A 25,044-nucleotide genomic window follows, 5' to 3' on the forward strand; every position below is an offset into this window, starting at 1 on the left:
ACGCACCGCCGCCCAGCACCGCCCCCTCCCCCGCCGAGACGAACCCGCTGCCGACGACCACCGTGCCGGACACCTCGAAATCCGGCCCCGATCCGGCATCGCCCGCGCCCCAGCAGGTGCCGATCCCGCGCCCGGCGCAGTCCGGCGCGGCGCGGACGGTCACGCCGCCGCCCTCGACGTTGCCGACGCTGGTGCCGACGCCGGCCGAGCCGAACGACGTCGATGAGGTCACGCTGCCGGCCAAGCCCGTGGCGATCCTCGCGGGCGAGACCAAGTGGGAGGAAGCGCGGGCGAACCTGCGGAAGGCCTTCAAGACCATCGGCGACACGCTGACCAAGCTGAACCTCAAGCCGGCGGGGCGCCCGATCGCGCTCTTCACCAAGACCGAGGATGACGGCTTCCAGTACGAGGCGATGATCCCGATCGAAGCGGCGCCCGGTCAGCCCGCCGAGGGCGGCGACGTGAAGTTCGGTTCGAGCCCGAGCGGAAAGGCCCTGCGCTACCGGCACAGCGGCACCTACGAAGAGATCGACGGCACCTACGAGACGCTGATCGCCTATCTCGATGCCAAGGAGATCCCGGTCCAGGATCGCTTCCTGGAGGAATACGTGACCGATCTCGGCGAGGGTGCCGACGAGAAGCTCGACATCAACATCTACGCGCTCGCCAAGTAGCCGCGAAGTCGGGATGTCGCGGGCCGGGAACCGCCGAATCCCCTCGCGGATTCGGCTCCCATGCCCCTGTTCCACGACACCGCCCTCCCGGCCGCCCCACGTCAGCGACGCCGCGAAACGCCGGACGACGCGTCCGCGACGCTCAAGGACAAGGCGCTCGAAATCCACCGCCGCCTCTGCGGCGTCTACGAGTGCCCGATTCCCTACTTCCACAGCCTTGATCCGCTCTCCGAGCTGATCTCCTCGCTGCTCTCGCACCGGACCCGCAACGCCGATTCCGGCCGCGCCTTCAAGGCGCTTCGGGCGCGGTGGCCCGACTGGGCGGCGGTCGAAGAGGCCGATGTGGCGGAGATCGAGGAAACGATCCGCGGCGTCACGTGGCCGGAACTCAAGGCGCCGCGCATCAAGGCGGTGCTCTCCGCCGTGCGGGAGCGGGTGGGGGCACTCTCCCTCGATGTCCTCGAGACGATGAGCGTCGACGAGGCGCGCGGCTGGCTCGAAGCCATTCCCGGCATCGGTCCGAAGACGAGTGCCGCCGTCCTGTCGTTCTCGACCTTGCGGATGCCGGCCCTGCCGGTGGACAGCCACCATCACCGCGTCGCCCAGCGCACGGGGCTGATCGGCCCGAAGGTCGATGTCGGGCCGAGCCACGCGGTGCTGCGGGCGCAACTGCCCGCAGATTGGTCGGCGCAGGCGCTCTACGACAACCACGAGATTCTGATGCTGCACGGCCAGCGCGTCTGCTTCCACCGCTCCCCGGCCTGCGGACGTTGCGTGCTGCTCGACATCTGCCCGACGGGGCAGGCCCGCGGGGCCAAACCCGAGCGGGCTTAAGTCCAGTAGAGGATGCGCGCGCCCGGCAGACGGGCCGCGACCCGCTCGGTGAGGTGCGCGCGCATCGCCTTCATCAGGTCCCCGGGAAAGACGTACTTCACCGAACCGAACTTGGTGAGCTTGCGCGTCCGCTCGGCCTCTCGCATCGGCAGGTCGGAGCCGGGATACCAGCCCTCCAGCACGGTCTTCGAGCCGGGCGTGAAGCGATGGGTGATGAGTTCGACCGTGAGGTCCGGCTCGCTCACGTCCGCCAACGCCTCGGCCGCGTCGCGCAACAGCGCGTCGTAGGCTTCCTGCCAATCCTCCACCGGCAGGATCGGCGCGATGGTCAGGCCGACGGGGTAGCCGGCGCGCGCGAGCGCGCCCATGGCGGCGAGCCGGTCGGCCAGCGGCGCGGTCCCACCCTCGTAATGCGCCGCCGCCGCGGCGTTGACCGAGAAGCGCACACGCGTGCGCCCGCGATGCGGCAGGTCGAGAAGGGGTTCGACGCCGGCGAACTTGGTGGTGAAGCGAAGCTGCACCGGCGCTTCCCAGGCGCCGAAATGGCGGATCGCCGCCGAGAGCGATCCGGTGAGATGCTCGATCCCGAGCGGGTCGGTGTAGCAGGACGCCTCGAACGTCGTGCCCTCCGCCGCCCGCGCCTCGGACGTGCTGGTGACGCCGCCCTGGCCGAGATAGCTGTCCAGGTTGCCGAGGATCGCGTCGAGGTTGGCGTAGACGCGGGTCACCGGCGGCCCTGACAGCGAGCCGGCGAGGTAGCAGTACTGGCAATGCGCCGGGCAGCCCTCGGCGAGGTCGAAGCGCCAGTCGGCGCTCGGCGGGATCGGCTGCAGCTTCAGCTTCGTCGGCGGTGCGGTGACGACGGCGAGCGTCGCCTTGGCCTGCGCGTAGGCCCGGCGCGGATTTTCGTCGTCGCGCAGACCGGTGAGGCGATTGCTCTTCAGCCGCTCGACCGGGAGCCCGAGCGCTTCCGCCCGCGCCACGATCTGCCGGCCATGGGCGTGGTCGAGCGCGGCCGGCGTCACCAGCACGCGGCGCGGCTGCCAGAGGCGCGCGGGCCGCCGGCGTTCTGCCGGCGGGCGGGGGCGCGGTTCCTCGGTCAGGAGCACGGTCATGCCGCACCAACCCGCGCCGCCGAACGAAGGTCCGAGGGTGCGTCGCTGCGGAACCGAGGACGGATTTGAGCGCTGTTTCGGCGCGTGGATAGAGCGGAGCGGTCGATGACGGAGCTGGAGACGAAGCGCGCGGCCATCGCCGAGCTTATCGCACGCATCGAGGGGCTCGACCCGCGGGACCGTTCCGTCCTGGACGAGCGCGTCGATCTGGCGGTGGAGCGCTTCGATCCAGGAGCCCCGGAGCCGTCCGATCCGGCCCGAGCCGACCTGCACCGGCTGATCAGGGATTTTCGCGATTTGCGGGATCTGCCCGCCGATCGCAACAACGTGCGGCTGGCCGAGAAGGGCGAGGTGTTCGCGCCGGAGGACGATGCTTGACCGCCGAATGATCGGTCCGGCTTGGCAATAGGCTCATCCCGCGCCAAGCGTTGCGGATGAGCAAGACCCTCCTGGCCTACTCCGCGGCCGCCATGGCGGAGATCGCCGGATGCTTCGCGTTCTGGGCGTGGCTGCGGCTCGGGCGATCCGTCTGGTGGGTGGCGCCGGGGCTCGTCTCGCTGACGCTGTTCGCCTGGCTCCTCACCCTGGTCGAGAGCGAGGCCGCGGGCCGGGCCTACGCCGCCTATGGCGGCATCTACATCGTCGCGTCGATCCTCTGGCTCTGGGCCGTCGAGGGCCACCGGCCCGACCGCTGGGACATGACCGGCGGGGCGATCTGCCTCGCCGGCATGGCGGTCATCCTGTTCGGCCCCCGGAGCGGCTGAGCGCCCCGGGAGAACGAAGGGTCAGCCCTCGCGGATCAGGATCAGGGTCGAGAGCGGCGGCAGGGTCAGGCTCAGCGAGTGCGGCTGGCCGTGGCTCTGCTCGGCTTGGGATTGAACGCCGCCCATGTTGCCGACATTCGAGCCGCCGTAGCGCTCGGCGTCCGAGTTGATCGCCTCGCGATAGAAGCCGGCGGCGGGAACACCGACCCGGTAGCCCTCGCGCGGCACCGGGGTGAAGTTCGAGACGACGATGACGACCTCGCCCTCCGCCTTGCCCTTGCGGGCCCAGGCGATGACCGAATTGTCGGAATCGTCCGCCACCAGCCACTGGAAGCCGCCCGGCTCGACGTCGCGGGCGTAGAGCGCCGGGGTCGCGGTGTAGACGTGGTTGAGGTCGCGGATCAGGTCCTTGACGCCCGCGTGCAGGGGATCGTCGAGCAGGTGCCAGTCGAGGGAGTGATTGTGGTTCCACTCCCGCTCCTGGCCGAACTCGCCGCCCATGAAGAGCAGCTTCTTGCCCGGATGGCCCCACATGAAGCCGAAATAGGCGCGCAGGTTCGCGAATTTCTGCCAGCGGTCGCCCGGCATCTTGCCGAGCAGCGAGCCCTTCCCGTGCACCACCTCGTCGTGGGAGAGCGGCAGCACGAAGTTTTCCGAGAAGGCGTAGAGCAGGCCGAAGGTCAGGTTGTGGTGGTGGTAGCGCCGGTGGATCGGATCCTCCGACATGTATTTCAGGGTGTCGTGCATCCACCCCATGTTCCACTTGAAGCCGAAGCCGAGGCCGCCCGTATAGGTCGGGTGCGAGACGCCGGGCCAGGAGGTGGATTCCTCGGCGACCGTGATCGTGCCCGGCGCGTGGCTGTAGGTCGCCTCGTTGGTCTTGCGCATGAAGTTGATGGCGTCGAGATTCTCGTTGCCACCGTACTGGTTCGGGATCCACTCGCCCGCGCGGCGCGAGTAGTCGAGGTAGAGCATCGAGGCGACCGCATCCACGCGCAGGCCGTCGAGGTGGTAATGCTCCAGCCAGAAGCGGGCATTGGCCGTGAGGAAGGCCGAAACCTCGGTCCGGCCGAAATTGTAGATGTAGGTGCCCCAATCCTGGTGGAAGCCCTGGCGCGGGTCGGCGTGCTCGTAGAGATGCGTGCCGTCGAACAGCCCGAGCCCGTGGGCGTCGAGGGGGAAATGCCCCGGCACCCAATCGAGCAGCACGCCGATGCCGGCTTCATGCGCCGCGTTGACGAAGGCGACGAAGTCGTCGGGCGTGCCGAAGCGGCTGGTCGGCGCGAAGAGCGAGACCGGCTGATAGCCCCATGAGCCGTCGAACGGGTACTCGGTGATCGGCAGAAGCTCGATATGGGTGAAGCCGAGCTCCTTGACGTAGGGGATCAGCCGCTCGGACAGCTCCTTGTAGGTGAGGTAGCGGTTGCCCTCCCCCGGCACCCGCGCCCACGATCCGAGGTGAACCTCGTAGACCGACATGGCGGCGTGACGCGGGTCCTTCTGGCCGCGCGTGTCCATCCAGGCGTTGTCGTGCCATTGCGGCTCGTTGAGGCCCTGGAGCACGGAGGCCGTCTGCGGCGGGTGCTGGGCGCGGAAGGCGACCGGATCGGCCTTCAGCGGCAGCAGCGACCCGTCGGGGCCGCGGATCTCGAACTTGTAGTTCTGCCCGGCCTTGAGACCCGGCACGAACAGCTCCCAGACGCCGCCGTTGAGCCAGAGCCGCATCGGGTGGCGCCGGCCGTCCCAATCGTTGAAGTCGCCGACCACGCTGACCCGGCGGGCGTTCGGCGCCCAGACCGCGAAGCGGAAGCCGGCGATGCCGTCGAGCTCGCCGGCATGCGCCCCGAGCACGCGGTAGACGAGGTTGCTGCCGATCTGGCGCAGGCCCTCGATCTCGCTCTGCTCGAGCGAGGGTCCGAAGCCGTAGGGGTCGTGACGGCGGGCGCTGGTGCCGTCCCAGGCTTCCACCTCGATCTCGTAGAGGGGACGGCCGTCGCCTTTCACGCTCGCGACGTAGAACCCGTCCGGGTGGACCCGCTCGAACGGGATGCTCTGCCCGCCCGTGATCAGACGGGCCGCCTTGGCCTCGGGGAGGATCGCGCGGATCTCCCAGGCCCCGGGGCCGACCTGATGCGGGCCGAGCACGCCGAAGGCGTCGCCGTGATCGGCCGCCATCACGGCGGCGATGGCGTCGGGGTGGAGGTGGGTGTCGCGCGGCTGCGACGCGGGCCGGCCCACGCGGGGCGCCCCCCCGTCACCGCCGAGCGAATCCGCCGGCCGGGGCGCGCGCGGCGCCTCGGTCGAGCCTGACTTGTTCGGGACGTTCGTGGCGGACGGCCCCTCGTTTCGAGCCGCGGCCTTGTCGTCCAGAGCCGTCATCCAGTCACCTCTCTCAGGGGATCGCTCTCGGGCCGGCGCGGGGATCGGCCCGGCACGAGAGCGCGATCATCACACGGAAGCGCGGTCGCGCTTGGCTTCATCCAATATGTTGAGAACACCCCTTGCCGGGATTTCGATCCAGTCGGGGCGGTTGTTGACCTCGTAATCGACCTCGTAGAGCGCCTTCGTCAGCAGGCTCAGGCGCAGCAGGCAGCGATGCGTCTCCGCATCCTCCACCGCCGCCCGGCTGCCGGCCACGGCCTGCCCGTAGCCGTCGAGGAACGCTGCATCGATCATGCCGCGCCACGCGATCGCCGCGTTGCGAGCGCGCTCCTCGCTGTCGCCGAAGCGGGCCGCGATCTCGCGGACCACCGTCTCGGCACCGTAGGCGAAGGAGCGCAGCATCCCGGCCACGTCGCGCAGCGGCGTCGATTTGGCCCGGCGCTGCTCGACGGGACGCGAGGGCTCGCCCTCGAAGTCGACGATGATGAGATCGCCCTCCGAGGCGAGCACCTGGCCGAGATGGTAGTCGCCGTGGATGCGGGTCTTGGTGGCGCCCCGCAGCGGGCCAGCAGCCAGTTCGTCGATGAGCGCCTCGACCTCGCCGCGGCGGGCGGCGAGCGCCTCGCTCGCCGAGCCGGGCGACCACGCGGTGATGGCGTCGAGCCCCTTGAAGGCGCGGGCCGCCTGATGGCGGGCATCGTCGGCGAGCGCGGCCATATCCTCGGCATCGAACGGCTCTACGGCGAAGGCCGGGTCGTCGGTCTCGATGGCGAAGGCCCGGTGCAGCTCGGCGGTGCGCTGGCCGAGCAGGATCGCCCAGCGCAGATGCGCGTTGAAGGCGTCCTCCGGGGTCGGCGCCTCGCTCTCGGGGGCGAGCACCACGGTCTCGAAGTCCCGCCGCAGGCCTTCCAGCATCAGCGTCCAGGCATCGCCCTGGTTGAGGACGAACTTCTGCAGGAGCGCCAGGGCGGTCCGCGTGCCGTCCTCGGCGACGTGCTCCACCACGCCGAGCAGCGCGGGCGTGTTGGCGAAATGCGCCTGCTCGGTGAGGAAGCGGCCGATCTCGATCTCGGGATGCGTGCCGGGCTGCAGCCGGCGCAGGAGCTTGAGCATCATCCGCGCGCCGATGGCGATCGAGGTGTTGCTCTGCTCCGCCGAGAGGCGGCGCACGTCGGCGGCGTCGAACGGCACCTCCGGGTCGTAGGCCGAGGTGGTCGAGAACACGACGCTGCCGCGCTCGGACGGGATCGTCACGCCGTCGCGCATCGCCTCGATCAGGGCGACCGTGAAGGGCGCGGCGGCGGCGGCCTCGTAGAGGAGGCCGGTGCGCGGCCCGCGGCGCACGCGGGCGACCGCGTGGTCCATCAGCGCCTCGTCCTCGCGGCCCTCCTCGACGGCGAGCGGGACGAAGTAGTCCTGGCGCTCGCCGTTCGCGAGGGTCACCGCCACCCGCGGCAGCAGGAACTTGCCCTCGCCGGACGCATCCTTGACGATCGCGCTGTCATCGACCTGCACCGACTTGATGCGCGAGCCCTTGGCGCCGAACCAGCGCCGCGAGCCGATGAAGGGCGGGGCGACCGTGCGCTCGAAGGCGGTGCGCTCGCGGCCCTTGATCAGGGTCTCGACGCCGCCGGTCAGCACCAGGGTGAACAGTTCCGGGCTCTGCGGCTGCGGCCCGATCTCGCCGGTATTCGCGACCGAGAGCGAGAACCAGTAGAATCCGTAGGCCGGGAGCGTCAGCAGGTAGGGCAGTTCGCCGATGGCCGGGAAGGCGCTGCCGCCGGTCAGCTCGATCGGGATCGCGCCGCGCAGATCCGACAGGTCGAGCTGGACCGCCTGCGGCGCCCGCGAGAGATTGGCGACGCAGAGGATGCGCTCGTTCTCGTGCTCGCGGATCCAGGCGAGCACCTTGCGGTTCGTCGGGTAGAGGAACTGGATCGCGCCGCGCCCGAGGGCGACGGAGTTGTTGCGGATCGCGATCATGCGCCGCGTCCAGTTCAGGAGCGAGGTCTGCGCCTGAATCTGCGCCTCGACGTTGATCGCGTCGTAGCCGTAGATCGGGTCTTGGATCGCCGGCAGGAACAGCTTCTGCGGGTTGGCCCGCGAGAAGCCGCCGTTGCGGTCCGGCGACCACTGCATCGGCGTGCGCACGCCGTCGCGGTCACCGAGATAGATGTTGTCGCCCATGCCGATCTCGTCGCCGTAGTAGAGCACCGGCGTGCCGGGCATCGACAGGACGAGGGACTTCATCAGCTCGATCTTGCGCCGGTCGTTCTCCAGAAGCGGCGCGAGGCGGCGACGGATGCCGAGATTGATGCGGGCCCTCCGCTCGGCGGCGTAGAACGACCAGAGGTAATCACGCTCCTCCGCCGTCACCATCTCGAGCGTCAGCTCGTCGTGGTTGCGCAGGAAGATGGCCCACTGGCAGCCCTCGGGGATCTCCGGGGTCTGGCGCATGATGTCGGTGATCGGGTGCCGGTCCTCGCGGGCGATCGCCATGTACATCCGCGGCATCAGCGGGAAGTGGAACGCCATGTGGCATTCGTCGCCGTCGCCGAAATACTGCGCCGTCTCCTCCGGCCACTGATTGGCTTCCGCCAGAAGCATCCGGTCGGGATAGCTCTCGTCGAGCGCCGCGCGGATCTTCTTGATGACGTCGTGCGTCTCGGAAAGGTTCTCGCAGTTCGTGCCGTCGCGCTCGATCAGGTAGGGGATCGCGTCGAGGCGCAGCCCGTCCACGCCCATGTCGAGCCAGTAGCGCATCACCTCGATCACGGCCTCCAGCACGGCCGGGTTATCGAAGTTGAGATCGGGCTGGTGCGAGTAGAAGCGGTGCCAGAAATACTGCTTGGCGACCGGGTCCCAGGTCCAGTTCGAGGCTTCCGTGTCGAGGAAGATGATGCGCGTGTCGCTGTATGGCTCGTCGGTGTCCGACCAGACGTAGAAGTTCCGTTCGGGTGAGCCGGGGGGCGCCTCGCGGGCGCGCTGGAACCAGGGATGCTGGTCCGAGGTGTGGTTGATGACGAGCTCGGTGATGACGCGCAGGCCGCGCTCGTGCGCCGCCGCCACGAAGGCCCGGAAATCCTCCATCGTCCCGTAGGACGGGTTGATGTCGCGGTAGTCGGCGATGTCGTAGCCGTCGTCGCGCAGCGGCGAGGGATAGAACGGCATCAGCCAGATCGCCGTGACCCCGAGGTCGCGGACGTAGTCGAGCTTCTGCGTCAGCCCCTCGAAGTCTCCGATCCCATCGTTCGACGAGTCGAAGAACGACTTGACGTGGATCTGGTAGATGATGGCGTCACGGTACCACTGCGGATCGCTGCGATCGATCATCCCGTCGCTGCCTCACGTCACTTTCGAGAGCGGAACCGGGCCCTGCGGCGCCGGACTGCGAGCCTCCTCGGCCCGCTTCTTGGCGAGAACACGACGGTGACCGCCGCATTCCGCCCGATCTAGAGCGCCCCGCGCCGAAAGTGGAGGCCGCTTCGGCGCGGGAGCGAATGTCAGGAGCGCCGCGGCCGAAGCCGCCAGACGATCGCCGAGCGGTCGGCCGGATCGAGGGCGATCCGGTGGCTCTTGCCGTAGAGCTCGAACTTGTAGCCCGCGAGCAGATCCTCGACCTCCACCGCCCCGTCATCGGGCAGACCGAGCAGCCAGAGCGGCACCTCGTAGGTGCATTCCTGGCGGTTCCTCGGGTCGAGGTTGACCATCACGAAGACGCAGTTGTCCCGCTCCGGCGTCACCTTCGCGTAGGCGATGATGTTGTCGTTGAAGGCGCCCGTGAAGTGGATGTTCCGGAAGTCCCACAGGGCGGGGTTGTCGCGGCGGATCTGGTTGAGCTTGATGATGTGCTCGCGGATGTTGCCGGGACGGTGGTAGTCCCAGGCCTTCAGCTCGTACTTCTCCGAGTCGAGATACTCTTCCTTGCCCGGATAGGGCGCGGCCTCGCACAGCTCGAAGCCGTTATAGATGCCGTAGATCGACGACAGCGTCGCCGCCAGCGTCGCACGGACGATGAAGCCCGGCCTTCCGCTCGTTTGCAGGTAATAGGGATTGATGTCCGGTGTGTTGGCAAAGAAGTTCGGGCGGTAGTACTCGCCCATCTCGCCGGCGAGCTCAAGGGCGTACTCTGTGAGCTCCGCCTTCGTGTTGCGCCAGGTGAAGTAGGTGTAGCTCTGCTGGTAGCCGGCCTTGGCCAGCTTCTTCATCATCTTCGGCCGGGTGAAGGCTTCCGCCAGGAAGATCGCGTCCGGATACTGCGCGTTCACTTCACCCAGCATCCACTCCCAGAACGGGATCGGCTTGGTGTGCGGGTTGTCGACCCGGAAGATGCGGGCGCCGTGGGCGCACCAGCCCAGCACGATGTCGCGCAGCTCGATCCAGAGCGAGGGCAGAGCGCCGCCGTAGAAGTGGACGTTGGAGATGTCCTCGTACTTCTTCGGCGGATTCTCGGCGAATTTCAGCGTGCCGTCCGGCCGCCACTCGAACCATTCGGGGTGGTTCTTGATCCAGGGATGGTCGGGCGAGCACTGGATCGCGAAGTCGATGGCGACTTCCATGCCGTGGGCGTGGGAGGCCGCGACGAGCTGGCGGAAATCCTCCAGCGTGCCGAGCTCGGGATGCACGGCCTCGTGGCCGCCCTCCTCCGAGCCCACCGCGTAGACCGAGCCGACATCGCCGGGTTGGGCCTTGAGCGTGTTGTTCTTGCCCTTGCGATTGGTCTTCCCGATCGGGTGGATCGGCGTGAAGTAGAGCACGTCGAAGCCGAGTTCGCGGATCTCCGGCAGGCGGCGGATCACGTCCGCGAAGGTGCCGTGGCGGTTCGGATCACCCGATTGCGAGCGCGGGAAGATCTCGTACCAGGCCGAGAAACGGGCGGCGAGGCGGTCGGCGATGACCGGGATGTTCACCGGATAGCGCGAGAGGTTCACCCGCTCGGCGTTGCGGCGGATGAGCGCCGTCGCCTCGGGCGCCAGGATCTTTTCGAGGATCACGGGCGAGCCCTCGGGCTCGGCGGCGAGCGAGCGGATCAGCGCGTCGAGCCGCTGCTTGTCGGCCCCGCTCGCCAGATCCTCGGCGATCTGGATCAGCTCGACGCCCTCGATCGTCTCGAGGCGCACATCGACGCCGGCATCGCGTTTCTTGAGGGTGTCGCGCACCCAGGAGGAGAAGCCGTCGCGCCACGCCTCGATGGTGAACTCGTAGCGGGCGTTCCGCTCCAGCGGGAAGTGGCCGGCCCAGCGGTCGTTGTCGACGAAGACCATCGGGTCGCGCCGCCACGTCTCCTCGCCGACGACGCGGGAGAGGATCGCCGCGTTGATGATCTCGTGGCCGTCGGAGAAGATGTCGGCCTCGACGCGCACCTGCTCGCCGACGACGCGCTTCACCGCCGAGCGACCGCCGTCGATCTCCGGCGTCACCGCCTCGATGACGACGCGGCCCTTGCCCTGGGGCGTCGTCGGGGGCGGCGGGGCGGCGACCTTCGCGCGCTCGGCCACGAGGATGCGCAGCTCGCCCGGCTGGAGGTCGATGCTGGCGCCCGGATGGAAGGCGATGGGTTCGGCTTCGGGCGTCCGGTCGAGGAAGGTACCGAGCTGGCCGCCGGTCCGCTCGATAAGGCGGCCGGCATCGACGGGCGCGGGCTTGTCGCCCGGATTGTACAGGACGAGCGTCGCCGAATGCGCCGAGGCCGCGTGGCCGGTATCCGTGCGGAACAGGGCGGTGAAGGGCGCGTCGGGCGCCGAGAGGCGCATCTGCGCGCCCTCGACATTCGCGGCCGGGATCTCGGCCTTCAGGGCGTTGATCGCCGCGATGGTGGCGGAGATGTCGATGCCGGTGTCGTGCTCGCGCGAGCCCGGATGGGTCTCGACCACGTGCAGCGCGCGGCGATAGCCCCATTCGTAGCCGATCGGCATCAGCACGCCGGCCGAGAAGAAGGCCGCGAGGGCGTAGCGCGTCTTCAGCCGATGGGCGACCGCCTCCGCCCCGCCGGGGATGTCGGCGGCGAGCCGGCTCATGTCGTGGTTCTCGGGGAAGGCGATGGAGGGCGCGACCACCCGCAGCCGCTCGTACTGCTCCAGGGCCCAGGGCGCCTTGAGGTTCCACCAGGCGAAGGAGTTGAACAGGTAGTCGAAGCCGGCGCCCGCCGTCGCCTGCGCCTCCTCGAAGGTGCAGCCCAGGGTCTCGGCGGCGAACAAGGTCTCGGGCTCGCGCTGCTTGGCGGCCTCGATCAGGGCGCGCCAGACATCCGGCGGCACCTTGTAGGCGGCGTCACACCGGAAGCCGCGGACGCCGAGGCGCTGCAGCCGGCCGATATAGCCGTCGAAGATGCGGACCAACTCGCCCCGAGCCTGCTCGGAATGGTAGTCGAGTTCGATCAGGTCTCCCCAGACCGTGCGCTTCGACGGATCGTCCGGATCGATCGCCGCCGGGCTCACCGGCTTGCCCTCGGCGTCGCGGACGAACAGGTCGGGCCGTTCGTGGAACAGGCGGGCGTTGTCGGCGGTGTGGTTGATGACGAGGTCGCTCATCACCGAGACGCCGTGCGACTCGGCCGCCCGGCAGAACCGCGCGAGTTGCTCGTCGTCGGGCGTGCCGTCCGCGTCGCGGAACCGCTCGTCCAGAGCGTCGAGATCGGCCACGGCGTAGAGGCTGCGCGAGCCGCCGGTCTGGTGGAACGGGTTGAGATAGACCCAGTCGAATCCGAGACCGGCGATGCGCGGCAGCTCCGCCGTCCAGGCCGAGACCGTGCCGACGAGGAGCGGAAACAGGTTGTAGATGCGCGGTCCCTCGGCGCGGGGTGCGAAGGCGGCCGGCAGGGCCACCGTCTCCGCCCCGGTGCGGGTCGCGGGCGCCATCGCGGTGTTCGGTGCGTTCATCGATCGCCTCCGTCTTGTCGCTTCACGCCTTCGCGCGTTCTGATGGGTCGAGGCCGTGGGGGTGGCTGTCTCGTAACGCCCGCGGGCCCGGTCCGGTCACGGCGGCTGTGACCGGAAATTCCGTGCGGCGCCCTCAGGCGGCCCGCCTCAGCACCACATAGGGCAGCGTTGCGAAGAGTTGACCGAGGTCGAGCCGGCCGCCCTCGCTGGCGAGTTCGCCGCCGCCGACGACGTCCACCCACCGGCTGCCTTCCGGTACCGGCAAGGCCGTTCCGGCGAAGGTCTCGCCCGACCAAGCCGATTCGGGCGTCAGCCGTGCGACGAGGCGCGGCACCGCCACCAGCAGGTCGTCCTCGCCGGAGGTCGCCGCGGAGCGAGTGAAGGCGACGACGTGATCGGCGCGCCCACCCTCCGCGACCAGCGGCCGGTAGTCGGCATCGGCGTAGAAGGCCGGGCGCGCCGCACGGTCGGCGAGCAGGCGGGCCAGCGTCGCCTGCTTCACGCGGCCGTCGGTCCACGTGCCGATCAGCGCGGCCGGCGCGCCCCCGGCCTCCAGCGCCCGCGCCCGCTCCTCGTAATCGACCGGCCGGCGGTTGTCGGGATCGACGAAGGAGAAGTCCCAGAACTCGGTGCCCTGATAGGTGTCGGGAATGCCCGGCAGGGTGCATTTGAGAACCGTGCGCCCGAGCCCGGCGATCATGCCGAGGAAGGCGAGCCGCCGCACCAGCGGCCGCAGCCGTTCCAGGCAATCCGAGCCGGGGGTGATCAGGGCCGCGAAGAGCGCGTGGACGGCACCCTCGTAGCCCTCGTCGACGTTGACCCAGCTCGACCGGCGCTTGCTCTCGCGCAGGGCCTTCTCGGCATAGGCGTCGAGCCGCTTGCGGAAATCCTCGATCGCACCGGCGTCGTCGCGCTCCAGGAGCTCCAGCGGCCACGCGCCGAGGATCGCCTGGAGGAACATCCACTGGTCGTTGGCGTCGGGCGCCGGCTCGCCCTCGATCGGCTTGATGTAGCTTTCCGAGGCGCGCCGCCACGTATCCCAGGCGCGCGCCCATTCTTCCGGCAGTTCCGAGAGGGCGAGCTGGCGCGAGCGCGCATCCTCGCCGCGCTTGGTGTCGTGGGTGGCCGTGGTGATCATCGCGTTCGGCCAGTCGCGGGCCCGCGCGGCCTGGAGCGCGTGGAAATGCTCGGCGTCGAGGCCGTACTCGCCGGGATCGCCGCCGACCTCATTGAGGGCGAGCAGCTCGACGAAGCGGTAGAACAGCGTGTCTTCCAGGCTCTTGGCCATGACCGGGCCGGTGAGCTGCTGGAAACGGCGGCGGAAGCGCAGCACGACCTGCTGGTCCGGGTGTCCGGCCCCGCCGACATCGATGCGGCCGAGCAGGGCGTCCGCGGCGAAGTCGTGCACGGACCGATCCGGCAGGGCGCTCCAGCGCTTGGCCTTGCGCACGGCGCCCTCGATCAGGCGCACGTCCTCCAGCTCGATCTCGGTCTCGTCGAGGTCGCCCGGCAGGTAGGAGCGGTAGACGGGGAAGCGCGCCACGATCTCGATCAGCGCCCGGCGGATCGCGTTGGTGGAGAAGTCGCGGGTGCGCCGGTCGGAATCGGCGATCTGCTTGAGGTCGCCGGTCATCACCTCGAGTTCCGAGGCGAAGCTGATCTCCAGAATCTCCGCCTTGGCGGCCCGGAACTGGAAGCCGTAGGGCTCGTCCATATCAGTGGCCCACCGATAGAACTTCTCGATGCGCGGCTTCAGCGCCTTGTCGACCAGGATGCCGTCGAGCTGGTTCAGCACGTCGTAGCCGGTTGTGCCGGCCACCGGCCAGTCGCGCAGCTTCTCGCCGGGCTCCAGAATCTTCTCGACCACGATGTAGAAGCCGGGCCCGACCGCCGCCTGGAGCGCGCGGGCGTAGCCGAGCGGGTCGGCGAGACCGTCGATATGGTCGATGCGCAGGCCGTCGATCCGGCCCTCGCCGATCAGGCGGAACAGCAGGTCGTGCGACCGGGCGAAGACGTCGGACAGCTCGACGCGCAGGCCGGCGAGCGAGTTCACGTCGAAGAAGCGGCGATAGTTGATGTCGCTCGACGCGATCCGCCAATGGGCGAGCCGGTAGGATTGCTGTTCGAGCAGCCGGTGCAGCGGCCCGAAGCTGTCGGGATAATCGCGGTTGCCGTTGAGGAGATGCAGCGCCCGGTAGATCGAGGCGGCGATCTGCGGCGAGGCCCGCACGGCGCCGGCCAGCTGGCGCTTCAGTTCCTCGGCAACCTCCGGCATGGCCCGGCGGCGCTCAGGGTTCGTCTCCTCGCCCATGGCGCGCAGGCGCTCGGTGATCGAGAGCACCTCCGCCGACATGTCGTCGCCGATCTCGCCGAGCGCCGCCAGCGCCCGGTTCAGGATCGTCGGGTATTGCAGCGGGCAGATCGGGAACTGGTGCTCGTAGTGCCAGACGCTGAAGGCGCCGGCGCCCTCATCGAACCGCAGTTCCAGCGTGCCCTTCTCCAGCGCCTCGCCGTAGCGCTCGCCGAGGAAGGGGATGACGAGCTTGCCGTTGGCGCCGAGCCGCTCCCAATCGATGTCGAAGGCGTTGGCCGCGGGCGACAGGCCGCCCCATTCGAGCACCGAGAGCCACCACGGATTGTCGGCGCCGCCGACGCCCATGTGGTTGGGCACGATGTCGAGCAGGAGCTTCAGGCCGTGCGCGTGGAGCGCGTCGGTGAAGCTGCGGAAACCCTCCTCGCCGCCGATCTCCGGGTTGATCTGCGAGTGATCGACGATGTCGTAGCCGTGGGTCGAGCCCGGCCGCGCCCGCTGCAGCGGCGAGGCGTAGACGTGACTGATGCCGAGCTTCGCGAGGTACGGGACGATCTTCTCCGCGTCGGCGAAGGTGAAGCCCTCGTGGAACTGCAGCCGGTAGGTTGCCCGCGGCGGGGCCGAAGCGAGGCGTGCGGCGCCGGAACGCGGCCCGCGCTCCTCCGCCGAGAGGGCGGCGGCGAGCTTGGCGAGCGGACCGCCCGGCGCGGCGATGGCCTCTAGGTTTCGGTCGAGCTTGCGCCGCCAGTTCGGGTAGCCCTCGGTCGAGCCCGGCACGTTGGCCTGGGAGAGTTCGCCGACCACGTCCTCGTACTGCACGGCGGTGAGGATCGAGGGCGCGCGGGCGAGGTAGCGCGCCGCGGCCTCGAAGGGCGCGTGTTCCGGCGGCTCGGAACTCGGCACGAGCTGCTCCGAGGCCAGGGCCTCGGACAGGCGCCAGCGCTCGGCCACGCGCTCGGTGCGCTCGGCCTCGGCCCGGTCGGCGTCGTAGAGGCCGAGCGATTGCCGCGTGTCGGTATCGACCCCGCGCCACCAGCCGACGAAGGTCGGCAGGTCGTGGGTGGTGATCGCCGTGAGTGCGTCCTTCGGATAGGCCTCGGGCGCCGTGAAGGCGCCGCCGTGCTCGCGCTCGAAGGCGAGGATGCGGTAGCTCAGGATGCCCGACGACATCAGCGCGTCGGAGAAGCCCTCCGGCGCGGTGCCGAGATCCTCGGCGATGACGAGGCACTTGGCCCGGTGGCTCTCCAGCCGCAGCACCGCCAGCATCGGCTCGAACGGCATCGCGACGTAGGCACCCTCGCGGGCGGACTTGCCGAGCGGGATCAGGAACAGGCGCGCGAGCTGGAAGGCGTGGTCGATGCGGATCGCGCCGGCATGGCGCATGTTCGCCTTCACCAGCGCCCGGAACGCCTTGAGGCCGTCGCGCTCCATCTCCAGCGGATCGAAGGCGGGCAGGCCCCAATCCTGGCCCTTCGGCGCCAGGAGATCCGGCGGCGCGCCGATCGAGACGCCGTTGGCGAAGCGCTCGGGGTGCGACCAGATCTCGGACCCGCCCCGGTCGGCGCCGACCGCGAGGTCGCGGTAGAGCCCGAGCCGCATGCCGGCCTTGAGCGCCGTCTCGGACGAGGCCCTGAGCTGGCTGTCGGCGAGGTATTGCAGGAAGACGTGGTAGGCAATGCGCTCGGCGTGGTTCTCGGCGAAGGCGTGCACGGCTTCGGTGCCGGCGCGGCGGTACTCCTCCGGCCAGTCGCCGAGCCAGTGCGCGCCCTGTCTCCGGAAGTGCTCGGAGAGCGCGTCGAAGGTCGCGTGCGATTCGAGGTTCTCGCCCCCCTCCTCGCGGAACGTGGCGAAGCCGGCATCCTTGCCGGCCCTCGCATCCGAGCCTTCCCAATAGGCTTCGAGGATGGGCGAGAGCACCTCCCACACGCCGGCATGATCGACGAGGGAGGTATCGCGCAACGCCTCGATGCGGTCACGGTGGCTCTCGAGAAGGTCGGCCGCGGGGCTGCCGGCAAAGCCCGGCAGCGCGCCCGGCTCGATGTAGAGCGTTTCGAGGAACAGCCGTGAGGACGGCGAGTAGGGCGAGATCTTCGCCCGGTCGGTCGGGAACAGGGCGTGGGCTGGGCTGAGCCCCAGGAATGAGGCGCCGCGAAGGGCGGCATCGCGGGCGGCGCGGCCGGCATCGGCGTAGGTGCCGATGCCGAGGTTGCTCGGCGAGCGCAGGCCGTAGAGCTGCGCGGCGAGCCCCCAGTCGCGGGCGCCGTCCTCGGCATAGGCGCGCGGACGCCAGCAGCGCTGCGGCGCCGCGACGATCCAGGCCTGCGCCCGGCGATCGCCCACTGTGACGGTGAGTTGGTGATAGCCCGGCGTCAGCGGCGGCAGGTCGAACCCCGCACCTTCCTCCGAGGCGGTGAGCGTGGCGCGTCCCTCGCGGGAGCGGTCGTGCTCGTCCACCAGCCGCCACGCGACGGCGCCCGAGGTGACGCCCATCCGCACCGGAACGCGCAGGCCGCGGCGCGCCTCGGCCGACAGGAGCGGCGGCACCACGTTGCCGCGCACGGCCTCGACCGCGTCGAGGCTTTTCCGGATCGCGTCGTCATCGCCGGCGGAGAACCCCAGGGCTTCGAGCATGCCGCGGCGAACGTCGAGCGGCGTGTCGACCCGCTGCCCGAAGGCGTCGGTGAATCCGTCGGCGATGCCGACGAGGTTGGCGAGACGTTCGAGGGCACTCACGTCCGAAACACTCACGTCCGAGCCGGTCACTTGGCGCCCCCGATCAGGAAGACGCCGGTCCAGGAGGAGAGCTGCAGGGCCTGCCGCGACACGCCGTTCGACCAGATCACCTGTCCGTCATCCACCTTCGCCTCGTAGTCGTCGTCGCCGACATTGGCGACGAAGCGCAGCCAGCCGTTCTCGTAGCGCCACGTGCAATCCACCACGCCCGGGGCCGGGATCTCGGCCCTGGCGCCGAGGAACCGGCTCTTGGTGAGCGGCACGACGCTCTGCCGGCGAATCTGAAGGAGGTTGCGGGTGTCGGCCCAGACGGCGCGATGCGGCTCGGTCTCGGCCTCGTCCCAGTCGATCTTCGAATCCTCGAAGGTCTTGGCCTCGGTCGGATCGGGGATCACGGAGGTGTCGTCGGCAAACGCCGCGAAGCTCTTGAACTCGCGGCGGCGTCCCTCGCGGACCGCCTTGTTCAGTTCCTCGTCCGGCGCGAAATCCACGAAGAACAGGAACGGCGCCGAGGCCGACCATTCCTCGCCCATCCACAGCATCGGGATCTGCGGCGCGAGCAGAAGGCCGGCGCGGGCGAGCGCGAGCTTCTTCGGGTCCGAGAGGTGGCTCAGGCGCTCGCCGAGCGCGCGGTTGCCGACCTGATCGTGGTTCTGAAGGAAGGTGACGAAGGCCGAGGGAGGCAGGTGCGCCGAGGGCTCGCCGCGGGGATGGTTGTCGAGGGTCGGGAAGGGCTCGCCCTGATAGGCGAAGCCCTCCGCGAGGCAGCGCGCCAGATGCTCGACCGGCTTGTCGGCGAAGCTCGCGTAGTAGCCGGCATCCTCGCCGGTCAGCAGCACGTGCCAGCAATGGTGCAGGTCGTCGGCCCACTGCGCGCTGTGACGGAGCGGCCGGCTTTCGTCGTCGCGTTCCAGCCAGCGCGCCTGGTTGGCCTCGTTCTCCAGGATCAGGTGGACATGGCGATCCGGGAAGGTGGTGCGGATCGTCTCGCCGAGTTCGGCCAGGAAGTGTTTTTCCGAGTCATCGAGGATCGCGTGCACCGCGTCGAAGCGGATGCCGTCGAAATGAAACTCCTTCAGCCAGTAGAGCGCGTTCTCGATGAAGAAGTCGCGCACGACCGGGCCCGACTCTTTCCCATCGAAATTGATGCCGGCGCCCCACGGAGTCTGGTGGCGCTCGGTGAAGAAGGTCTTGGCGTAGGAATGCAGATAATTCCCAGCCGGGCCGAAGTGGTTGTAGACGCAGTCGATCAGCACCATCAGGCCCTTGGCGTGGGCGGTGTCGATCAGGTGCTTGAGCTCGTCCGGCCGGCCATAGGCCGAATCCGGGGCGTAGGGCAGGACGCCGTCGTAGCCCCAATTGCGGGTGCCCTTGAAGTCGGCGAGCGGCAATAGCTCGATCGCCGTCACGCCGAGATCGACCAGATCGTCGAGCCGCTTCCCCAGGCCCGCATAGGTGCCCTCGGGCGTCGCGGTGCCGACATGCAGCTCGTAGACGACAGCCTCTTCCCAGGGACGTCCGGTCCACTCGCCGTCCGACCACGCATAGGCGTTCGGATCGATCACTTCAGAGGGCGCGGAGACGTCCTCGGGCTGAAACCGCGAGGCGGGATCGGGCACCACGAGATCGCCGTCGATGCGGAAGCCGTAGCGGGCGCCGGCCTTCACGCCCGGAACCGTCGTGCGGCGCCAGCCCTCGCCGACATCGGGAATCGGATAGTCGGCCCCATCCACGACGAGGGTCACGTCTTTGGCGGTCGGCGCCCAAAGGGCGAACCGCACACCGTCCTCGGCAAACTCGCTGCCGAACCGCATCGCATGGGCGCGCCGCATCAGGCCACCGGTCTCCGCTGGAGTAAAAGTGCCTCACGAAACTCCCGATCACCGACCATTTCCCTGCGGCCGCGACGATGCAGCGGGATCTTCGTGAGAGACACTCGAAAATCGATCGTCGCTCAGGCTGGGCGGGCGTTTCTGTGTCTCACAAGGCGCCCGGCGCCCGCTTGTTCCCCAGCCTCGGCAGTTATGGCGTCGGCGGCCCGCGGCAACCGCCCGGTGTGACGGAATCGCTGCACTGCACACGACGCGGTCCCAACATGCGAAGGGCCCCCCGCCGGTGCCGGCGGGGAGCCCTTCACGTGATCGCGTTCGGCGTGAGCGGAGGTCAGGCGCTGATCGTCGGGCCGCCGCCTTCCGAGCGACGCTTGGCCATGAAGGCGTCGAACTGCTCGCGGTCCTTGGCCCGCTTCAGCTCCTCGACGAACTCGGCGAAGGCCCGGCTCTCTTCCTGGAGAGCGCGGCGGCGCGCTTCCAGACGCTCCAGCTCGGCCCGGCGATACTCCTCGAAGGCCCAGTTGCCGGAGGCGGCGCCGGTGCCGGACGTGCCCTTGGCCGCCTCGAAGGCGCGGGCGAAGCGCGACCGGCCATCGCCGCCGGCGAAGCTGAAGCTGCCGCTGTTGGCGAACTCCTTCATCTGGCCGAGCGCGGGGTAGCCCGCGATCTTCCAGGCGACGTAGGCGACGGCGATCGGCCACCAGTAGACGAAGGCGACGACGATCGCGCCGATTTCGAGCGAACGCTTGGGAAAGGGGCCGCTCCGGCGAGACCCGCCGCAGGACCAGGGAGTGGTGGAGGACGTGTTCACGGCTGAGGGCTCCGGGTGTGAATGTGAACAACATTCACATGCGCAGCCGCCTCGGCCGTTTCAAGAGCCGGGGCTCAAGGCTTTTCGCGCCCCCTTCCGCCGGCGCCGTGAACGAGCGCCAGGACGCCCGCGCGCAGCAGCTCGTACTTGTCCGGGCCAGATTTCGGCAGCTGGCCGGCGGCCGACAGCGTGGCAATGCCGTGCGAGAGGGCCCAGACCTCGAGCGCGAGGAAGCGCGGATCGACCCCGTCGAAGCCGTCGGGGAAGGTCGAGCGCAGGGCTTCGACCAGCAGGTCGAACGGGTTCGGCCGGTCGGCGGCGGGGGCGAGTGCGGCGTGGCCCCGCACCTCGAAGATCGCCGCGTAATAGCCCGGCTCCTCTTCGGCGAAGGCGAGATAGGCCTCGCCCATGCGGGTGAAGCGCTCCAGCGGCGTGCCGCGACCCGACAGCGCCCGCGCCAGCCGCTCGGCGAGATCGGAGAAGCCGCGGCCCGCGACCTCCTCCAGCAACGCCTCTCGGCCGCGGAAATGGCGGTAGAGCGCGGCGGGCGTGACGCCGACCAGCCGGGCCGCATCGACGAGGGTGAAGCCGCCGATGCCGCGCTCGGCGATGAAGCGGCGCGCGGCCTCGATCAGCGCCTCCTTGAGGTTGCCGTGATGGTAGCTGCGCCGGTCTCCCGGTCCCTCGCGCCAGGGTCGCACCCGTCCATTCCTCCGCGCTGACCGATCGCACGCATGTAACCGCCGGAGACTCGCATCGGTTACGCGCCGCGACCGCCCATGGTTCAGCCTGAAGCCATTCCGGCCTTTTCCTCCGAGTCGGTCTACGAGTCGACCATCTTTTCCGCTTGTCAGGCTTGACCTCGTCGCGAAAATGAAACGTTATAAAGTAACAATCTCTTTCGTTGCCGTCGGACGTTTCATGCCTCAAACCGATGCCCGCCTTCCCGTCACCGTGCTGTCCGGCTTCCTCGGCGCCGGCAAGACGACGCTGCTCAACCATGTCCTCAACAACCGCGACGGGCGACGCGTCGCCGTGATCGTCAACGACATGAGCGAGGTGAACATCGATGCCGACCTCGTCCGCGAGGGCGGCGCGGGTCTGTCGCGCACGGACGAGCGGTTGGTGGAGATGACCAACGGCTGCATCTGCTGCACCCTGCGCGACGACCTGCTCGCTGAGGTCCGCCGCCTCGCCGCCGAGCGGCGCTTCGACTACCTCTTGATCGAGGGGACCGGCATCGCCGAGCCGCTGCCGGTGGCGAGCACCTTCTCCTTCCGCGACGAGGCGGGCCACGCGCTGAGCGACGTCGCCCGGCTCGACACGATGGTGACCGTGGTCGATGCGGTGAACCTCCTGAAGGATTACGGCTCGAACGACTTCCTGCGCCAGCGCGGCGAGACGGCGGGCGCCGAGGACAGCCGCACCCTGGTCGATCTCCTGGTCGAGCAGATCGAGTTCGCCGACGTAGTGGTGATCAACAAGGCTCGCGACGTCTCGCCGGACACGCTCGACCTCGTCCGCTCGGTGGTGCGGGGTCTGAACGCGGATGCGCGCATCGTCGAGGCCTCGCACGGGCAGGTCCCGTCGGAGGCGATCCTCGATACCGGCCTGTTCGACGAGGAGAAGGCGCAGGAGCACCCGCTCTGGTTCAAGGAACTGTACCGTGCCCACGAGCACGTGCCCGAGACCGAGGAATACGGCATCGGCTCCTTCGTCTACCGGGCGCGGCGGCCGTTCGACCCGCAGCAGTTCCAGGCTTTCGCCAACACGACCTGGCCGGGGCTGATCCGGGCGAAGGGCCATTTCTGGCTCGCGACCCGGCCCGAATGGGTCGGCGAATTCTCGCTGGCCGGTGCCGTCGCGCATATCGGCGCCATGGGGTTCTGGTGGGCGGCGGTGCCGCGCCAGCGCTGGCCGGAGGAGGCGGTCTTTCGCGAGCGCCTCCACACGGTCTGGAGCGAGGTCTGGGGCGACCGGCGCCAGGAACTCGTCTTCATCGGCCGCGGCATGGATCGGGACGCGATCACCGCCGCGCTCGATGCCTGCCTCGTCGGCTCGGCGCAGATCCGGCGCTTCGATCCGGAGGCCTATCGCGACCTGCCCGATCCGTTTCCGGCCTGGCGCCGGGCGGCCGCCTGAGTCCGATGGGCTTCATCAGCCTGAAGGACTGGCGTGCCCGCTCGGCGGGACTGGCGCAAGCGGCAGCCCGCGCGAAGGCGGTGCTGCGACCGGCCCTGGATCTCGGCGAGGCGGACGCGCTCTCCGTCAATGAGATCGCCTGCGCCGATCCCGGCTGCCCGGACGTCGAGACCGTCGTGCTGGTGATGCGGGCCGGCGAGCCGACGCGGGCCCTGCGCTTCCGCGGGCCGCTCGACGATCTCGATTCGGCTGCCGCCCGCGCCCTGGCGCAGGAGGAGATCCGGCTCCGCGCGGTTTGAAGCCGGCTTTCATCATTCCGTCTTGGTCGGCATGGGAGTAGGCCTTGGGCCGACTCCATCCAGCCCCGGCCCGAGCGCGGACATGAGCATCAAATTGCGACCGCTGGAGCGCGAAGACCTCCTCTTCGTGCACCAGCTCAACAACAACGACAGCATCATGCGCTACTGGTTCGAGGAGGCCTACGAGTCCTTCGCCGAGCTGGCGCAGCTCTACGAGCGCAACATCCACAATCAGACCGAGCGGCGCTTCATCATCGCCACGGACCGGAGCGAGCCGGCGGGCATGGTCGAGCTCGTGGAGATCAACCACCTGCACCGACGCTGCGAGTTCCAGATCGCGATCCACCCCGATCATCAGGGCAAGGGCTACGCCAAGCGCGCCACCCGCATCGCCATCGACTACGCGTTCAAGGTGCTCAACATCCACAAGCTCTACCTGCACGTGGACAAGGACAACAAGCGCGCGGCCGGCATCTACGAGAGCTGCGGCTTCCGCCCCGAGGGCATTCTGAGGGACGAGTTCTTCGTCAACGGCCGCTACCGCGACGCGGTGCGGATGTGCCTATTCCAGCCCCACTACCTCGCCGAGCGCGGCGCGGGCGACGTCGCGGAGCCGGTGCTCAAGACCTGATCGGAGCGGCGCCGAGATATGAAAACGGGCCCCGAAGGGCCCGCATCCGTCCGCTGATCGGGAAAGAGAGCCTACCGGTACGGGTTGCCGTAGCGGGCGACGTAGGAGGTCGGGTCGATCGCGTCGACGGCCGAGAAATCGACGTTGCGGATCGCCGTCGAGCGGGCGCCGATGAACGGGCCGTTGGTGATCGGATCGGGCAGGATGCCGGCGCCGAAGCGGTCGTTGCGGCCGTAGACCGGGTTGAGCTGGTTCGACGCGGCGATGAAGGCCGGGTTGGTGGCCGGGTTCGACACGGAGCCGTTGCCCGGCTCGACCACGTTGCCGGCATCGAGCCAGGAGCGCGGGCGGATGCGGATCGGCAGCGGCTGGCTCACGCGGACGTAACCGGGGTTGCCGTAGGGGCCCTGCGCCTCCGCACTGGTTCCGAACCCGATCGCGGTGAGGGTCATGGCGCCCAGAAGGGCAAGCTTGGAAAAGCGCATGGCGTACCTTGTCGTGTGAGAGGCGACTGTACGGGCCGTTCGTTAAGAATCCCGCTTGTTGAGGAGTAGACGCTCAGGCGTGGCCGTTGTTCCCGAAATATGGCCGCGCTTCGTCATTTTCGCCGTGTTTTTGCCGCATTGTTGCTCGCGGCCGCTTCGGCCACGGCGATGGAGCCCGTACGGTCGCCCGGCCCCGCCGCAGCAGCCTCCTCGGCCTGACAGGCGCTCGCGCGGGCGGCAATGTCGTCACCGAGCGTCGCCGTCACGCGGCCGGCCAGCGCGATCCGGTCGATGGCGCAGGCCACGGCGCGCGCCTCCGGCGCCTGCCCGAGGATGCCGCACAGCCAGCCGTCGATGGCCACCGCCTTCAGGTCGAGGCTGCGGAAGCCGATGCAGTTCCGCTTTCCGGCGGCCGAGAGCGTCGTCTCGACGGTCTCGAAGCCGCCGAGGCGGGTCGCCACGACGCCCCGTTCACCGGTCCGGAGGACGGACAGCCCGCGCCCGTCCGCCGCCCGGCGCACCAGGGTGACGAACAGGCTGGAGCCGGGCTCGATCCGGCTACCGGCATCGGTGGCGGTGACGAGGAGATAGGGCGCCTCGATCAGGTCGAACGCGCCCTGGCTCACGCTGTCCTCGCGCTGACCGTTGCCGGAATTCCAGCGCGCCGGCTCGACCTGCGGCGTGGGCTCGGCCGCATTCGCGCGCAGCATCAGCAGCGGTTCCGTCGCGGCGATGGCGCGCCGCGCGCCCTCGGCCGCCCGCGGCGGCTCGCTCCAGGCCCGCGGCGGTTCGGGCGCGGCGGCCCGGTCGCGGGCGACGAGGGAGAGGCCGGCGATCAGCGCGGCGCTGACCGCGAGCTTGGCCCCGAGCCGCATCGGCCGGCGCGGCCGGGGGCGCGTCAGGTCGCGGAGGTCGTCGGATTCAGGTTCGTGGGATCGATCGTGGGCGTCGTCCGGATAGGGGAGCATGCGCAGGCCTCTGTCGGGTCCGCGGGGCACGAGAGCCCTCGCCGTCCTTCGACCTCTGCCCTGCGGCCAGCCACCAGCGGGTTGCGCGGATGCGGCCTATCCTCGAAATTCTCGCCCGATGGTGAATCGCCGCCCGTCGGCGTCATCGCTTCGTCACTAGGGCACCGCCGCCGCCCGCGGGCGGC

General features: G+C 69.5%; 17 protein-coding genes. 7 read left to right on the forward strand and 10 right to left on the reverse strand.

The annotated features are described in order from the left end of the window. Together ABS772_RS23305 and ABS772_RS23310 are read left to right on the forward strand one after the other, a co-directional pair. Window positions 1–674: GyrI-like domain-containing protein (locus ABS772_RS23305; RefSeq protein ID WP_350397068.1), on the forward strand; the 674-nt coding region annotated here is incomplete at its 5' end. A 60-nt stretch (window positions 675–734) separates the two neighbouring features. After that, window positions 735–1,508 (forward strand): endonuclease III domain-containing protein, encoded by a 774-nt coding sequence (locus tag ABS772_RS23310; RefSeq protein ID WP_350397069.1) that lies wholly within the window; start codon window positions 735–737, stop codon window positions 1,506–1,508. Here ABS772_RS23310 and ABS772_RS23315 read toward each other — a convergent pair. Further along, window positions 1,505–2,623, reverse strand: a complete 1,119-nt coding sequence (locus tag ABS772_RS23315; RefSeq protein WP_350397070.1) for an SPL family radical SAM protein — start codon at window positions 2,621–2,623, stop codon at window positions 1,505–1,507. The two genes, ABS772_RS23310 and ABS772_RS23315, sit on opposite strands and share 4 nt — an antisense overlap. 105 nt (window positions 2,624–2,728) lie before the next feature. Between ABS772_RS23315 and ABS772_RS23320 the strand changes: the two genes are divergently transcribed. Both ABS772_RS23320 and ABS772_RS23325 read left to right on the forward strand, forming a co-directional pair. Further along, window positions 2,729–3,001, forward strand: coding sequence for a hypothetical protein (locus ABS772_RS23320; protein WP_350397071.1), 273 nt, complete (start codon window positions 2,729–2,731; stop codon window positions 2,999–3,001). A gap of 56 nt (window positions 3,002–3,057) precedes the next feature. Then, entirely contained in the window at window positions 3,058–3,387 is a 330-nt protein-coding gene (locus ABS772_RS23325) for a YnfA family protein (protein ID WP_350397072.1), read from the forward strand. 21 nt (window positions 3,388–3,408) lie between these two features. On the opposite strand, the gene glgB is transcribed toward ABS772_RS23325, so the two are convergent. The 7 genes from glgB to ABS772_RS23360 form a co-directional block, all read right to left on the reverse strand. Further along, window positions 3,409–5,766, reverse strand: coding sequence for a 1,4-alpha-glucan branching protein GlgB (glgB, locus tag ABS772_RS23330; protein WP_350397073.1), 2,358 nt, complete (start codon window positions 5,764–5,766; stop codon window positions 3,409–3,411). Between the two features lie 69 nt (window positions 5,767–5,835). Beyond that, window positions 5,836–9,102 (reverse strand): maltose alpha-D-glucosyltransferase, encoded by a 3,267-nt coding sequence (treS, locus tag ABS772_RS23335; protein WP_350397075.1) that lies wholly within the window; start codon window positions 9,100–9,102, stop codon window positions 5,836–5,838. A 170-nt stretch (window positions 9,103–9,272) separates the two neighbouring features. Then, window positions 9,273–12,647, reverse strand: a complete 3,375-nt coding sequence (locus ABS772_RS23340) for a maltotransferase domain-containing protein (protein WP_350397076.1) — start codon at window positions 12,645–12,647, stop codon at window positions 9,273–9,275. 133 nt (window positions 12,648–12,780) lie between these two features. Next, window positions 12,781–17,721 (reverse strand): malto-oligosyltrehalose synthase, encoded by a 4,941-nt coding sequence (locus tag ABS772_RS23345; RefSeq protein ID WP_350397077.1) that lies wholly within the window; start codon window positions 17,719–17,721, stop codon window positions 12,781–12,783. Further along, the gene (gene treZ / locus ABS772_RS23350) at window positions 17,718–19,523 is read right to left on the reverse strand and encodes a malto-oligosyltrehalose trehalohydrolase (protein ID WP_350397078.1); all 1,806 of its coding nucleotides are present in this window, start codon (window positions 19,521–19,523) and stop codon (window positions 17,718–17,720) included. Before treZ ends, ABS772_RS23345 begins: the two co-directional genes overlap by 4 nt. 331 nt (window positions 19,524–19,854) lie before the next feature. After that, entirely contained in the window at window positions 19,855–20,334 is a 480-nt protein-coding gene (locus tag ABS772_RS23355; RefSeq protein WP_350397079.1) for a DUF2852 domain-containing protein, read from the reverse strand. Window positions 20,335–20,408: 74 nt separating this feature from the next. Then, on the reverse strand, window positions 20,409–21,035 hold the full coding sequence (locus ABS772_RS23360) for a TetR/AcrR family transcriptional regulator (protein ID WP_350397080.1): 627 nt from the start codon (window positions 21,033–21,035) through the stop codon (window positions 20,409–20,411). A gap of 220 nt (window positions 21,036–21,255) precedes the next feature. Between ABS772_RS23360 and zigA the strand changes: the two genes are divergently transcribed. The 3 genes from zigA to speG all read left to right on the forward strand — a co-directional run bounded on the left by zigA (window position 21,256) and on the right by speG (window position 23,406). Further along, the gene (gene zigA, locus ABS772_RS23365; RefSeq protein WP_350397081.1) at window positions 21,256–22,476 is read left to right on the forward strand and encodes a zinc metallochaperone GTPase ZigA; all 1,221 of its coding nucleotides are present in this window, start codon (window positions 21,256–21,258) and stop codon (window positions 22,474–22,476) included. 5 nt (window positions 22,477–22,481) lie between these two features. Then, entirely contained in the window at window positions 22,482–22,775 is a 294-nt protein-coding gene (locus ABS772_RS23370; protein WP_350397082.1) for a hypothetical protein, read from the forward strand. 82 nt (window positions 22,776–22,857) lie between these two features. Next, window positions 22,858–23,406 carry a spermidine N1-acetyltransferase gene (gene speG / locus ABS772_RS23375; protein WP_141951658.1) on the forward strand — a complete coding sequence of 183 codons (549 nt, stop codon included), beginning with the start codon at window positions 22,858–22,860 and terminating at the stop codon, window positions 23,404–23,406. 71 nt (window positions 23,407–23,477) lie between these two features. On the opposite strand, the gene ABS772_RS23380 is transcribed toward speG, so the two are convergent. Beyond that, complete coding sequence (locus tag ABS772_RS23380) at window positions 23,478–23,891, reverse strand: hypothetical protein (protein WP_096485698.1); 414 nt, start codon at window positions 23,889–23,891, stop codon at window positions 23,478–23,480. A gap of 113 nt (window positions 23,892–24,004) precedes the next feature. After that, a complete protein-coding gene (locus ABS772_RS23385; RefSeq protein WP_350397083.1) occupies window positions 24,005–24,859 on the reverse strand; it encodes a hypothetical protein in 855 nt (284 codons plus the stop codon). Window positions 24,860–25,044: the final 185 nt, after the last annotated feature.

This window comes from Methylorubrum podarium, from assembly GCF_040270385.1.
Taxonomy (GTDB): Bacteria; Pseudomonadota; Alphaproteobacteria; order Rhizobiales; family Beijerinckiaceae; genus Methylobacterium; species Methylobacterium podarium.

Bases quoted from the DNA above. Each gene is read 5' to 3' on its own strand.
- ABS772_RS23380 (WP_096485698.1), bottom strand. From the start codon at position 23,891: ATGCGCTTTTCCAAGCTTGCCCTTCTGGGCGCCATGACCCTCACCGCG.
- ABS772_RS23310 (WP_350397069.1), top strand. From the start codon at position 735: ATGCCCCTGTTCCACGACACCGCCCTCCCGGCCGCCCCACGTCAGCGA.
- zigA (WP_350397081.1), top strand. From the start codon at position 21,256: ATGCCTCAAACCGATGCCCGCCTTCCCGTCACCGTGCTGTCCGGCTTC.
- ABS772_RS23385 (WP_350397083.1), bottom strand. From the start codon at position 24,859: ATGCTCCCCTATCCGGACGACGCCCACGATCGATCCCACGAACCTGAA.
- ABS772_RS23320 (WP_350397071.1), top strand. From the start codon at position 2,729: ATGACGGAGCTGGAGACGAAGCGCGCGGCCATCGCCGAGCTTATCGCA.
- ABS772_RS23315 (WP_350397070.1), bottom strand. From the start codon at position 2,623: ATGACCGTGCTCCTGACCGAGGAACCGCGCCCCCGCCCGCCGGCAGAA.
- treS (WP_350397075.1), bottom strand. From the start codon at position 9,102: ATGATCGATCGCAGCGATCCGCAGTGGTACCGTGACGCCATCATCTAC.
- ABS772_RS23370 (WP_350397082.1), top strand. From the start codon at position 22,482: ATGGGCTTCATCAGCCTGAAGGACTGGCGTGCCCGCTCGGCGGGACTG.
- ABS772_RS23340 (WP_350397076.1), bottom strand. From the start codon at position 12,647: ATGAACGCACCGAACACCGCGATGGCGCCCGCGACCCGCACCGGGGCG.
- glgB (WP_350397073.1), bottom strand. From the start codon at position 5,766: ATGACGGCTCTGGACGACAAGGCCGCGGCTCGAAACGAGGGGCCGTCC.
- speG (WP_141951658.1), top strand. From the start codon at position 22,858: ATGAGCATCAAATTGCGACCGCTGGAGCGCGAAGACCTCCTCTTCGTG.
- ABS772_RS23325 (WP_350397072.1), top strand. From the start codon at position 3,058: ATGAGCAAGACCCTCCTGGCCTACTCCGCGGCCGCCATGGCGGAGATC.
- treZ (WP_350397078.1), bottom strand. From the start codon at position 19,523: ATGCGGCGCGCCCATGCGATGCGGTTCGGCAGCGAGTTTGCCGAGGAC.